Origin of the sequence: Salinicola sp. MH3R3-1 (assembly GCF_001937155.1) — a bacterium.
In the GTDB taxonomy this organism is placed as follows: Bacteria; Pseudomonadota; Gammaproteobacteria; order Pseudomonadales; family Halomonadaceae; genus Salinicola; species Salinicola halophyticus.
Genome location: NZ_MSDP01000007.1, coordinates 23,838 through 35,607 on the forward strand (window position 1 = coordinate 23,838; position 11,770 = coordinate 35,607).

Annotated in this window: 12 protein-coding genes and 1 other RNA gene; 5 read left to right on the forward strand and 8 right to left on the reverse strand. The window is 63.9% G+C overall.

Features of this window, described 5'->3' with window-relative positions:
• Positions 1-7 precede the first annotated feature (7 nt).
• The 4 genes from BTW08_RS04830 to BTW08_RS04845 form a co-directional block, all read right to left on the reverse strand.
• Entirely contained in the window at positions 8-1,306 is a 1,299-nt protein-coding gene (locus tag BTW08_RS04830) for a UbiH/UbiF/VisC/COQ6 family ubiquinone biosynthesis hydroxylase (RefSeq protein ID WP_075561397.1), read from the reverse strand.
• 26 nt (positions 1,307-1,332) lie between these two features.
• A complete protein-coding gene (ubiH, locus tag BTW08_RS04835) occupies positions 1,333-2,613 on the reverse strand; it encodes a 2-octaprenyl-6-methoxyphenyl hydroxylase (RefSeq protein ID WP_075561398.1) in 1,281 nt (426 codons plus the stop codon).
• A 117-nt stretch (positions 2,614-2,730) separates the two neighbouring features.
• Entirely contained in the window at positions 2,731-4,068 is a 1,338-nt protein-coding gene (gene pepP / locus BTW08_RS04840; protein WP_075561399.1) for a Xaa-Pro aminopeptidase, read from the reverse strand.
• Between the two features lie 181 nt (positions 4,069-4,249).
• A complete protein-coding gene (locus tag BTW08_RS04845; RefSeq protein WP_075561400.1) occupies positions 4,250-4,867 on the reverse strand; it encodes a UPF0149 family protein in 618 nt (205 codons plus the stop codon).
• A 157-nt stretch (positions 4,868-5,024) separates the two neighbouring features.
• On the opposite strand from BTW08_RS04845, the gene BTW08_RS04850 reads away from it, so the two are divergent.
• The 3 genes from BTW08_RS04850 to BTW08_RS04860 all read left to right on the forward strand — a co-directional run bounded on the left by BTW08_RS04850 (position 5,025) and on the right by BTW08_RS04860 (position 6,283).
• Positions 5,025-5,345: a cell division protein ZapA gene (locus tag BTW08_RS04850; protein ID WP_075561401.1), complete on the forward strand. Its 321-nt coding sequence runs from the start codon at positions 5,025-5,027 to the stop codon at positions 5,343-5,345.
• Positions 5,346-5,407: 62 nt separating this feature from the next.
• A non-coding RNA gene (ssrS, locus tag BTW08_RS04855) (6S RNA) lies at positions 5,408-5,591 on the forward strand.
• 56 nt (positions 5,592-5,647) lie between these two features.
• Complete coding sequence (locus BTW08_RS04860; protein ID WP_075561610.1) at positions 5,648-6,283, forward strand: 5-formyltetrahydrofolate cyclo-ligase; 636 nt, start codon at positions 5,648-5,650, stop codon at positions 6,281-6,283.
• 472 nt (positions 6,284-6,755) lie between these two features.
• On the opposite strand, the gene ilvA is transcribed toward BTW08_RS04860, so the two are convergent.
• Positions 6,756-8,273: a threonine ammonia-lyase, biosynthetic gene (gene ilvA, locus BTW08_RS04865; protein WP_075561402.1), complete on the reverse strand. Its 1,518-nt coding sequence runs from the start codon at positions 8,271-8,273 to the stop codon at positions 6,756-6,758.
• A 240-nt stretch (positions 8,274-8,513) separates the two neighbouring features.
• Here ilvA and rpiA point away from each other — a divergent pair, with 240 nt between their 5' ends.
• The gene (gene rpiA / locus BTW08_RS04870) at positions 8,514-9,185 is read left to right on the forward strand and encodes a ribose-5-phosphate isomerase RpiA (RefSeq protein WP_075561403.1); all 672 of its coding nucleotides are present in this window, start codon (positions 8,514-8,516) and stop codon (positions 9,183-9,185) included.
• Positions 9,186-9,225: 40 nt separating this feature from the next.
• Positions 9,226-10,161 (forward strand): histone deacetylase, encoded by a 936-nt coding sequence (locus BTW08_RS04875; RefSeq protein WP_075561404.1) that lies wholly within the window; start codon positions 9,226-9,228, stop codon positions 10,159-10,161.
• Here the strand turns inward: BTW08_RS04875 and BTW08_RS18790 are convergent.
• The 3 genes from BTW08_RS18790 to BTW08_RS04885 form a co-directional block, all read right to left on the reverse strand.
• Entirely contained in the window at positions 10,095-10,520 is a 426-nt protein-coding gene (locus tag BTW08_RS18790; RefSeq protein WP_083627688.1) for a glycosyl transferase family 90, read from the reverse strand. The two genes, BTW08_RS04875 and BTW08_RS18790, sit on opposite strands and share 67 nt — an antisense overlap.
• An 18-nt stretch (positions 10,521-10,538) precedes the next feature.
• Entirely contained in the window at positions 10,539-11,153 is a 615-nt protein-coding gene (locus tag BTW08_RS18795) for a hypothetical protein (protein WP_083627689.1), read from the reverse strand.
• Positions 11,154-11,343: 190 nt separating this feature from the next.
• The gene (locus BTW08_RS04885; protein WP_075561405.1) at positions 11,344-11,739 is read right to left on the reverse strand and encodes a helix-turn-helix domain-containing protein; all 396 of its coding nucleotides are present in this window, start codon (positions 11,737-11,739) and stop codon (positions 11,344-11,346) included.
• Positions 11,740-11,770 lie beyond the last annotated feature (31 nt).

The window sequence follows — 11,770 nt, forward strand, 5'->3', positions numbered from 1 at the left end:
ACGCTTATCAACGACACCGCTCGGGCAGATCCCCATATTCGCCCAGCGCCTGACGGATCAGCAGTCGCTTGACCGGCATCAGCCGATCGACACCGGAGAGCCCCCAGTTGCGAATCAGTCGCAGCGCGGGCTGATCACTACCGAATAACCGCTGGAACCCTTGCATGGCGGCGAGCATGGCAGCGTTCTCGCTGCGTCGACGACGTTCGTAACGCGCCAGAATGCGCGAATCACCCGGCTCGGCGCCGCGACGGCGGGCGCGAATCCACTCCTCGGCGAGTACGGCCGCATCCATCAGCCCCAGGTTGACGCCCTGGCCGGCCAGCGGATGCAGACTGTGCGCGGCATCACCGACCAGCGCCAACCCTTCGTCGACGTAGCGCTGAGCATGGCGCTGGGTGATCGGGAAGTGCGGCGCGGCATCGATGACCTCGACGTTGCCCAGCCGGCCATCCAGCCCCTGCGCCAGCTCGATACCCAGCTGCGCCCGGCCCTCGTCGGTTTCGCCCAAGGCCGTAAGGCGCCGAGCCTCGCCGGGCGTGGTCGACCACACGATCGAGCAGTGATCGTCGCGGCCCTCGATGGTCAGCGGCAAAAACGCCAGCGGCCCGGTGGCCAGGAAGGCCTGCCGCGCAATGGCGCCATGGCCGACGGCGGTACGCACGCTGGTCACCATGGCGGCCTGACCGGTGTCGCGCTCGTGAACCGGAATCCCGGCCATCCCGCGCAGCGGAGAATTCGCCCCATCGGCCCCGACGATCAGCGGCGCCCGGCGCTGTTCGCCGTTATCCAGCGTGACCACGGCGCGGCCGGCATCGCGAACGTCTTCGCGGTCAACGTCTTCGCGGTCAACGTCGTTCCCGCACGCCGTTTTCTCACGCACGTAGCTTGTCAGGCGCGCCTCATGCAGCCATTCCACGTTGGGTAGCGCCTGCAATCGCTTAGCCAGTGCCGCCAGCAGCAGGTCGTTCTCGACGATATGTCCCAGCGAATCGACGCCCACGTCTTCGGCATCGAACCGGATTTCGCCGCTGCCTTCGGCATCCCAGACCTGCATACCGCGATAGGCCGCGACGCGACGCGAGGCAAGCCAGGGCCAGACATCGAGTGCCGTCAGAAGCCTGCGGGACGCAGCCGTCAAGGCGCTGACGCGCAGCGCCGGTTTCCCGTGACCCAAGGTGTCAATCTCTTCGGGTGCCGGCGCCGCATCGACGATCGTCACTCGCCAGTTGGCTTCGCCCAGCAGCAGGGCCAAGGTCGAGCCGACCACCCCGCCGCCGACGATCACTACATCGCTGTCATCCATTACGCGTCTTCCCTCCTGGGATTTGCCTAGCGTTCGATTCCCATGGCGCGGCGTGCCAACGTCCGACGCAACGGTCCGAGCGCATTGAGCCCGACCAGCCCGGCGGCGCGGGTGTAGCCGAGTACCGCATGATCGATACCGAACAACCGAATCAGACCGTCGCTGAAGCGCACGATCCGATGGGTGTCGGCCGTGCGGCTGGCTTCGAATGCCGCCAACGTACGGGCATCGCCGGCGGTGCGACCGTTCGCTCGCGCCGTCTCGATGGCGGCCGCGAGATCCATGACGCCACGCAGCGCCAGATTGAAGCCCTGCCCCGCGACGGGATGCAGCGAATGGGCGGCGTTGCCCAGAATGGCCAGATGCGGGCGGATCGTCTCTCGCGCCGTGATCAACGACAGCGGATAGGCGTGCCGCTGGCCCACCCGACGAAAACGCCCGGCACGGTCGCCGAACGCGCGCTGCAGGCGGTCGAGAAACAGACTATCGGGGAGCGCCAGGGCTTCCTCGATGTCGCCCTGCTCATGGGTCCAGACCAACTCCATCCGACGCCCGGTCAGCGGCAATAGCGCCATGGGGCCCTCCTGGGTGAAGCGCTCGAATGCCCAGCCGTCATGCGCCCGACTCATTTCGACGTTGGCGATCAGCGCGGTCTGCTGATAGGGATGATGGTCGCTCTCGATACCCAGACGCTCCTTGAAACCGGAGCGTCCTCCGTCGGCCAGCACCGTCAGGCCCGCCTGGATGATTTCGCCGGTATCGAGCGTGAGGCGATAACCACCGTGCGCGGGCTCGAGCGTCTCGACCCGCGCCGGGCAGTGCCAGTCGATCGGCAGCCGATCGAGCCGCGCGTGCAGCGCTCGCCCCATCCAGGCGTTGGGAATGACGTAGCCCAGCGCCTCGACGCCGAGTTCATCGGCGTGCAGCCGGGTCGCCCCCAGGTGGCCGCGCTCGCTGACATGGATATGCCGGATCGGTGATGCCTGCTCTCGCATCGTCGGCCACACTTTCAACTGCTCGAAATGCCGGCGCGACCCATGGGCGATGGCACTGGCTCGGGCATCGAAGCTGGGCTGATAGGCACCGACCTCGTCGACGCTGGGCAGCGGCTGTGGCTCGATGATCGCGACACGCAACGGCGCTCGCGGCTCACCGTCGGATTCTCGCTCGTCCGCCCGTGCTTGCTCATTCGCCCGTGCTTGCTCGGCTTCTATGAGATCGCCCAGCGCACAGGCGAGGCTGGCGCCCACCAGGCCGCCGCCGATAATTGCCACGTCGACCGTGGTTGGTTGTCGAGTCTGAGCCATCCGTGCCCGCCGCTCCGTTACGATTGGAAATTCAAAAACCCGCCCTTACGCGGCCTACACCGCCTTTACATCATTTACGTAATCTTCGCGCCGTCAACGGCGCCGATCAAAAAACGATCAATCCTGGGCTTTCATCAGTGCTTCGATCGCATCCGCTGCCTTGGGTACCCCTGAGGTCAGTACTTCACCGCCGGATTCCGTCACCACCACGTCGTCCTCGATGCGAATCCCGATGCCGCGATATTGTGGCGGAATATCCTCGGCGTCGGGGATATACAGGCCGGGCTCGACCGTCAGTACCATGCCGGGCTCCAGCGGTCGTGGCTCGCCGTCGACCCTATAGCTGCCGACGTCGTGAACGTCCAGACCGAGCCAGTGCGAGGTCGAGTGCAGATAGAACCGACGGAAACTCTGGGATTCGATGCAAGCTTCCAACTCACCTTCCAGCAAGCCGAGTTCGATCAGCCCGGCTGTAAGATCTCGTACCACGCCTTGGTGAATGGCTTCCAGTGTGGCGCCGGGTTTGACCGCCGCCACGCCCCGCTCTTCTGCCGCCAGCACGATGTCGTAGAGCGCGCGCTGGGCGTCACTGAAACGGCCATTGACCGGAAACGTGCGGGTGATATCCCCGGCGTAGAGATCGAACTCGCCGCCGGCGTCGATCAGGACTAGATCGCCGTCTGCCAGTGGCGCGGCATTTTCGATGTAATGCAGCACGCAGGCGTTGGCACCGCCGCCGACGATGGTGCCGTAGGCCGGCGCCCGCGCCCCGTGCCAGACGAATTCGTGCTCGATCTCCGCCTGCAGCTGATATTCGAAGCGGCCGGGACGGCTGGCGTGCATGGCCCGGCAGTGCGCCAGCGCGCTGATCTGCGCGGCGTGACGCATCAGCGCCAGTTCGGCCTCACTCTTGGTCAGGCGGAGTTCGTGAACCAGGGCGCTGACATCGGCAAACCGGGTAGGCGCGACCGCGCCCCGCCGCGCACGGGCACTCAACTGGGCGCGCACGCCCTCGGCAATGCCCATGGCACCGGCATCGGCCAGCGGCAGATACAGGCTTTGGCGACCATCCAGCAGTTCAGCCAGGCTGGATCGCTGGGTATTGTCGAAAGCCTCATCCATGCCGTAGTCGCTCACGGCCCCTTCGGGGCCGATGCGAATCCCGGTCCAGGCCTCTTTCTCGGGATCCTTCTCCTGGCAGTAGAGAATCGCCTCGCCCGCTTCACGGCCGGGCAACAACAGCAACAGCGCGTCGGGTTCGGGGAATCCGCACAGATAATGGAAGTCGCTGTTCTGACGGAACGTGTATTCGCTGTCGTGATTGCGTGTCTTGAGCGCAGCGCCCGGCAGCAGTACGGCGCTGCCTTCCGGCAATTCGGCCATCAGTCGCTCGCGGCGGGCGGCGAACTCTTCCATCGTGATGGCCGCGAGACGCGGTAACGGCTCGGGTAACATGCCTCTCTCCTTGCGCAGTGCGTCTCGAGACTCGAACGGACGCCTGAAAGTTTGACGATCGTGTCTCTCGTTTTCCGTGGCCTGGTTTTCCGGGGCCTAATTTTCCGGGGCCCGGTTTTCAGGCCTTAGTTTTTCCGAGGTCCTGGTTCTCCGAGACCCAGGCCCCGAAGCACGGGCGGATTCAGTGCAGCGACGGCGGCGTTTCACCGTCGTTGGCGGCCAGGTCGCCGTCTTCGGCCTCGACCTGTTCCACCTGAGGCTCGCCGGGATGCTGCTCGGTATAGAGCAGCATCGCCGCCATCCGGGCGTGCTCGGTCAGCGCGAACAGATCGTTCTCGTTTTCGGGATCGTCGGCGATATCGACATCGATCGCCGAGAGCTGACCGAGATCCTCCAGCGCCTCTTTCAAGGGCGAGGACCAGTTCTCGTAGGTTTCGCCATCCACCTCGTTGACGATCTCGAGAAAGCCCTGCGTCCACTCCTTGAGACCTTGAGCCCGCTCGGAGAGCGAGAACAGCTCATCCGGCAGCATCGGCTCGAAGTTCAGCTCGGCCGCGGACAGCGCATCCAGCGTCTGGCGCCGCCAGCCCAGCAGCACGTCGGCATCGTCACGGCTTTCCGGCTGCTCGACGTTGAGCGCGCGGCAGACTTCCTCGAGCCAGCCTTCGGCGCTGACGTCATGCAGGCCGAGTTCGGCGCACAGGCGGCCGTCGAGGAACGCCGGTGACTGCAGGCTGCCATGCACCAGAAAGACGTTGGCGACGGTGGAAAAATCGAGCTGGTCGTTGATGATCGACATGTCGGCATCCAAGATTGGGGAATCACGAGCGTTGATGTACGTTCAGCGCGACAGGCGCCGCGTTGACCGCCCATAATCGGCTCTCTATAGTGACGGATCAATCGCGATACCCCCATCTTACCGCATCGATCTTCACCGCCCACCCCGGAGCGACACCATGAGCGACACGTCTCGCCCGACGACCGAAGTCACCTTGCTGGGCAAATCCTTCGTGATCGCCTGTCCGCCGGAAGAGCAGGAGCAGCTGAAGCGCTCCGCCCGCTATCTGGATCGCGCCATGCACGGCATCCATTCTCGCGGCAAGGTACTCGGCGCCGAGAAGATCGCGATCATGGCCGCCCTCAACATCACCCACGAACTGCTGACGGCGCTGGATTCACACCGCGCCGGCGAACAGAGCCTGAGTGATCTGAGCGAGAGGCTCGAGCGCGCGCTGGCCAAGGCGGGCGAACCCGGCCAGAAGACGCCGGTATCCTGAAAGCTTTACCCCGTCTCTCAATCCTTCATTGGGCAACGCGAGCCGCTCTGCTACGATAGTGGTGTTTCCTGGAGTGTGCGCCAGTCATAACAGTCCCTCGAGCCTATGCGCAGTACCCAGGGGGCCAAATGCTAGGCAGGCCCGTGTGCATGTCCGCGCGACGGAAAGCCTGAAGGCTTGCCTGCGGCCACCCACCTTGAACCAGTAGGTTCAGGGCCAGAATGACAGCGGCACTCTGGGGAACTCTCTTGTCTTTCAACGAGACCACCGCAACGATCATCACCGAGTTTGCCCAGCCGACCATGACACCGCCGAACGGCGAGTCGGTCGTCAACGGCAGTCTCGATAGACGCGAACTTCGTCGCCAATTGCGCCGACGTCGACGCGCACTGACCCCGCATCAACGACGCAGCGCCTCCCGCGAACTCTGCCGTCGCCTCAAACGTCTGCCCGCGCTGCAACGCGCTCGTCGCGTGGCGCTCTATCTACCCAATGATGGCGAGATCGATCCGCAGCCGCTGATCGACTGGCTGACCTCACGCCGCGCCCACGTCTATCTGCCGGTGCTACGGCCGCTGTCGGATAATCGATTGTGGTTCGTTCGTTATCACGCCGGCACCCGGATGACCCGCAATCGTTTCGGCATTGCCGAGCCGGATACGCGTTTCGGCGCCCATCGTGCCAATCGCCTGCCCGCCTGGGCGCTGGACACGGTGCTGCTGCCGCTGGTGGGATTCGACGATGAAGGGCAACGGATCGGCATGGGCGGCGGCTTCTACGATCGCACTTTTGCCTTTGCCCGCCGTCAGCGCCCGCGGCCACGTCTGATCGGGCTCGCTCACGACTGCCAGAGAGTAGACGCCTTGCCGGTGGCCGACTGGGATGTGCCGCTGGATGCGATCGTCAGCGATCGACGGATCATCCAGCCGCGGCGTTGATCGCCGACTAGGCTCAAAGAGGCAGACCGAGAGCCCAAACGACGACGGCCGGCAGCGTTTCCGCTACCGGCCGTCTCGAGCCACACCCCATTGGCTTTATTCTCTACATCGTCACTCCATGCTACGCCGGCTGTCACCAGCCCGCTGATCCGGAATGCCGACGGGTCTCAAGCGCCTAACAGCGTCTGGGCATAGCCCGTGGCCACGACGCCGACGCCGAAGATCAATACCAATGCCATTACCAAGTCGGGCTTGCGTTTCATGTCGACTCCGCTGCGTTGGGTTCGGCCGCTGCCCCCCGCAGCGACGCGCACGACTATAGGGTCAGGCCAAAATCTTGACAAGAGCGTTTCCGGCCCGGATGACACCTTTTTCGTTACCCGACAGTATCGGCCTTTACACAAAAAGGTTTAAGGCGGATTCAGACCCTTTCGAGGCCTATTTCACGCTTTTGTAGTGACGACACCCGGGGCTAGGCCATGAATAGCCGATACGCCATGTTGTCGGTCTCTTTCCAGTAGCGATAACCGATGCGATCGAAGTGCTCCTCGGCATGGGCGCGGTCGCCATTGGGCATCTGTAGCCCCACCAGCACTCGGCCATAGGCGGCACCGTGGTTGCGATAGTGGAACAGCGAGATGTTCCAGTCCGCCGGCAGATGGGTGAGGAAGTTCATCAGTGCCCCGGGGCGTTCGGGAAATTCGAAACGGTAGACCTCTTCCTCGAAGCGCTCCCTGGGCCGACCACCCCCCAGATGGCGAATATGCAGCTTGGCCAGCTCGTTGTCGGTGAGATCCTCGACCGGATAGTCCGCTTCACGCAACCGGCGGATGACCTCTTCACGATCCTCCCCGCCGGGCTTGACCTGCACACCGACGAAGATGTGCGCGCCGTCGGGGTCGGCGTAGCGATAGTTGAACTCGGTCACCATGCGCCGCCCGATCACCCGGCAGAACTGCTTGAAGCTGCCCGGCCGCTCGGGGATCTGCACCGCCAGGATCGCCTCGCGCTGTTCGCCCAGTTCGGTGCGCTCGGCGACATGCTGCAGACGATCGAAGTTGATGTTGGCGCCGGAATTGATGCACATCAGCGTCTGATCCTGCGCACCAGTCTGCTGGATATACTTTTTCAGCCCCGCCAGCGACAACGCGCCGGAGGTCTCCGCCACCGCCCGCGTGTCGTCGAAGGTGTCCTTCACCGCCGCACACATCTCGTCGGTATTGACCGTGATCACGCCGTCGACGTGATGACGCAGGATCTCGAACGGCGCCTCGCCGATCTGGGCCACCGCGACCCCTTCGGCAAACACCCCGACCTGATCCAGCGTCACCCGCTCCCCGGCTTCGAGCGCCGCCTTGAGACAGGCAGAATCCTCGGCCTCGACACCGAACAGCTTGATCTCCGGGCGTAGATACTTGATGTAGGCGGCGATGCCGGCCAGCAGACCGCCACCGCCGACCGGCACGAAGATCGCATCGAGCGGGCCGGTGTGCTGACGCAAAATCTCCATCGCCACGGTGCCCTGGCCCGCGATCACATCGAAATCGTCGTAGGGCGGGATGTAGGTATAGCCGTGTTCGGCGATCAGCTCCCGGGCGTGGCTCAGCGCCTCGCCGAAGGCATCGCCCCGGAGCACCACCTTGGCGCCCCAGCCGCGTACCGCGGACACCTTGATGTCCGGCGTGACGCGAGGCATCACGATCACCGCCTTGACCCCCATTTGCTTCGCCGCCATCGCCAGGCCCTGGGCGTGGTTGCCGGCGGAGGCGGCGATCACACCCTTGGCCTTCTGCTCTTCGCTCAACTGCGCCATCTTGTTGTAGGCGCCGCGAATCTTGAACGAGAACACCGGCTGCAAGTCTTCGCGCTTGATCAGAATCCGGTTGGAAAAACGGCGGGAGAGCGCGGGCAGCGGGGAAATCGGCGTCTCCCGAGCCGCCTCATAGACGCGGGCCTGGAGGATCTTCTTGACGATGTCTTCGAGTTGCATTCGGGTATGTCCTGGCGAACAGCTGGGGCGCAGCGCTTCCGCCTCGAAACCGGCGGGCACGAGAACGGTGGGTATAGTGGACCCGTATTGTTAGCAGACCCCGGCACCGAGCGTCCAGCGCCATCGGCAGCGCATGCCGCTTGCTTTATAATGACCACCTTCGGTTTCTGTCCGATCACGCGCCCATGCCCGGCTTTCCGACAGAACCTCGATCTTCTCCATCAGCCTGCCGGAACCGACATGACTCAGGACGATCTCAAGCGCGCCGTCGCCGCCGCAGCTCTCGACGACATCGACAATCTGCTGACGCCGGATGCGGTGATCGGCGTGGGCACGGGCTCCACGGCCAACCATTTCATCGACTTGCTGGCCACGCGGCGGCATGATTTCCGCGGCGCGGTGGCGAGCTCGGAAGCCACCGCCGCACGACTGAAATCTCACGGCATCGACGTGTTCGAGCTCAACTACGTCGGCACGGTACCGGTCTATGTCGACGGCGCCGACGAGATCGATTCGAAACTGCGCATGATCAAGGGCGGTGGTGCGGCACTGACCCGCGAGAAGATCCTGGCGGCCTGCGCCGAGCGTTTCATCTGCATCGCCGATGCCAGCAAGCGTGTCGAAGTGCTGGGCGGATTCCCGCTGCCGATCGAGGTGATTCCGATGGCGCGCTCGTACGTCGCCCGCGAGATGGTCAAGCTCGGCATCACGCCGGTCTACCGGGACGGCGTGCTCACCGACAACGGCAACCGCATCCTCGACGGCTACGACAAGCTGTTCGACGAGCCGGAAGCGATGGAAGCGGCACTGGATGCCATCGTCGGCGTGGTCACCAACGGCCTGTTCGCGCGGCGTCCAGCAGATGCCCTGCTGCTCGGCGGCGACAATGGCGTCGAGCGCTTCACGCGCTGAGCGGCGATTGCCCGGTGGCAGACAATGTCGAGCAGATGCCGTGACTCTGCCGATCATTCATCACTCCGGCTACAGCTGCGAGTGGCCCGAACGCCATCCGTTCCCGATGGCGAAATTTCGGGTTCTGCGGGAGCGACTATCGGCGCTGGGCTTCGATGCCCGCGGCGATGTTCGGTGGATAACACCGAGCCCGGCAACCAGCGAAGCGCTGCTGCGCACTCATACCGCAGACTACCTGCAGCGCTTCTATCTGGGCGAAGTCTCGACCACGCGGCGCACGCCGAGCGGCTTCCCCTGGTCGCCGGCGCTGGTCGAGCGCACACTGCTGGAAGTCGGCGGCACGCTGGCCACCGTGGAAGCGGCACTGGAGAGCGGCCTGGCACTCAATAGCGCCGGGGGTACTCATCATGCCTACGCCGATCGCGCCAGCGGCTACTGTCTGCTCAACGATCTGGCGGTCGCGGCACATTGCCTGCTGGCCGAACACCGTCTCGAGCGGATTCTGATCGTCGACTGCGACGTCCATCAGGGCGACGGCACCGCCTGGATCTTTCGTGACGAGCCGAGAGTCTTCACCCTGTCGCTCCACGGCGAGGCCAATTTCCCCTTCGAGAAGCGCCGCAGCGACCGTGACGTCGCGCTCCCGCGCGGTACGGATGACAGCGCCTATATGGCGTGTCTCGAGCGCGAGCTCGACGAGGTTCTGAACGCGTTTCGCCCCCAGTTCGTGCTATTCGACGCCGGCGCCGACGTGCATGAAGGAGATCGACTGGGACATTTCTCGCTGACCACGGATGGACTCTACCGCCGGGACGCTTTCGTGCTGACGCGCTGCCGGCGGTTGGGCATTCCCGTCGCCGGCGTCATCGGCGGCGGCTACGACCGCGATCTCGAGGCGTTGGCGGACCGTCACGCCCAGCTGTTTCTCGCCGCGCTGGCGTTGAATTCCGAGCTCAGAAACGAGGGGCCCGGCTGAGCGGAGAGCTGGCCGGAAAGCTGGAAGTACTTGTGCATGACCAGCAACGAGATCAGTCGTTCACGACGCCCGTCACGAAACTGCGCCACATGCGCGTTGGCATGCCGCACGATGGCTTCGGCCTCCTCCGGGTGCGCAGTGTAGTAGTCCATCTTCGCTTCCAGATCGCTGCAGTCTTCGGCCAATGGCACATAGTGGACGTAGGGCTCGAGCGCGCCCTCCATGAACCAGGTCTCGTAGCGCGGCGGTGGCATCAGGCAGAGCGAGTTCGACGACAGGATCCACTTCAAATTGGTGGCCACGTCCTTGCCCTCGAGACTCAACACGAACTGGTACTGAAGCTGTTCCCCGATCGACAGATACGGCCGGTAATCGGGCTAGTGGCGACGCTTGGCGTGACTCTGGCCGATGTCCATGCGCGGGTGATGACGGAACTGACGCAGCACCGCCGCCCGATGCTCGTGAAAACACTTGCCGCGCCAGACGACACCCGGCTTCTTGTCGGCAAACGGGAGACGATCATTGGCGAAATGGAAGTGGCGCACGCTGTTGAGTTTCAACAGCAGGTTGTTGGCATTGCCGGAGGGCGCCGACTGACCGGAGGGAATCGCGTTCCCCGGCTGCGCTTCGCGACAGATGGGACGACTCTTGACGATCGTCGGCGTCTCGGCCACGCGAGTGACGTCGCCGAACTGGTAGGCAAAGCGTAGATCGGGATCGAAATGGCGCATCACCTGCTTGGCATCGAGAAAATAAGCGCCGCGTTTCTCGTAGCGGAAGTCGCCGATGCGCACGGCTGCCTCGCCGGGGTCGAAAGGACTCGCCAGACGGTTGTAATAGTCGACCCGCGCCAGCAGCGCGGCCATCTCTTCCGCGGGTAGTGACGCCATCAATCGATTCAGACGCTGCCGATAGAAACCGTCGGGTACGAGCAGGCTGGCGATACCGCCTGCGTAAAATCGCAACTTGCGGCTCTTGTAACGAAGGTCCATGGCACGATCCCGAGCGATTGGTGGATGTCGCTGGACGATTGTCGGGGCTATCCATGACAGGCGTCTGACACCTTCGTCCGTCATTCGCGCCGAACGTTCCCTCGATACCGGTCATCGACCGCCACTGATCGACTGACATTACATCGACTGACATTACATCGACTGCCGTTTCATCAGCCGTCTCGCGGCTTCACACCTTGGCTGGGGAGGCGGCCGTGAAGGGCTTTCCCGCGGTGCCGTTGTTGCCGAACAGATCGATGTGCGCGTCGCCCCACGCCTTCAGCGCCATCAGGATCGGCGTCAGTTCCCGTCCCCGCACCGTGAGGCTGTATTCCACCTTGGGCGGAACCTGGGCGTAGACTTCGCGGTGGATCAATCCGTCGGTCTCCAGTTCTCGCAGCTGATTGGTCAACATCCGCTGGGTGATCGTGGCGATGCGCCGACGGAGCTCGTTGAAGCGCAGCGTTTCCTCCTCGAGCAGATACCACAGCACCACGCATTTCCACTTGCCGCTGATGAGGCTGACCGCGGCTTCCACCGAACAGCCCGGCTGGCAGTCGAAACGCGAATAGTGAGTCTTGGCCATCACAGTATCCTTTTTGATACTACCGGCGGTT

What these genes read in the sequence shown, in the direction of transcription:
- BTW08_RS04850 (WP_075561401.1), top strand. Translation starts at nt 5,025, where the DNA reads ATGAGCGACACGTCTCGCCCGACGACCGAAGTCACCTTGCTGGGCAAA.
- BTW08_RS18795 (WP_083627689.1), bottom strand. Translation starts at nt 11,153, where the DNA reads ATGGACCTTCGTTACAAGAGCCGCAAGTTGCGATTTTACGCAGGCGGT.
- ilvA (WP_075561402.1), bottom strand. Translation starts at nt 8,273, where the DNA reads ATGCAACTCGAAGACATCGTCAAGAAGATCCTCCAGGCCCGCGTCTAT.
- BTW08_RS04845 (WP_075561400.1), bottom strand. Translation starts at nt 4,867, where the DNA reads ATGTCGATCATCAACGACCAGCTCGATTTTTCCACCGTCGCCAACGTC.
- BTW08_RS04885 (WP_075561405.1), bottom strand. Translation starts at nt 11,739, where the DNA reads ATGGCCAAGACTCACTATTCGCGTTTCGACTGCCAGCCGGGCTGTTCG.
- pepP (WP_075561399.1), bottom strand. Translation starts at nt 4,068, where the DNA reads ATGTTACCCGAGCCGTTACCGCGTCTCGCGGCCATCACGATGGAAGAG.
- BTW08_RS04830 (WP_075561397.1), bottom strand. Translation starts at nt 1,306, where the DNA reads ATGGATGACAGCGATGTAGTGATCGTCGGCGGCGGGGTGGTCGGCTCG.
- ubiH (WP_075561398.1), bottom strand. Translation starts at nt 2,613, where the DNA reads ATGGCTCAGACTCGACAACCAACCACGGTCGACGTGGCAATTATCGGC.
- BTW08_RS04860 (WP_075561610.1), top strand. Translation starts at nt 5,648, where the DNA reads ATGACACCGCCGAACGGCGAGTCGGTCGTCAACGGCAGTCTCGATAGA.
- rpiA (WP_075561403.1), top strand. Translation starts at nt 8,514, where the DNA reads ATGACTCAGGACGATCTCAAGCGCGCCGTCGCCGCCGCAGCTCTCGAC.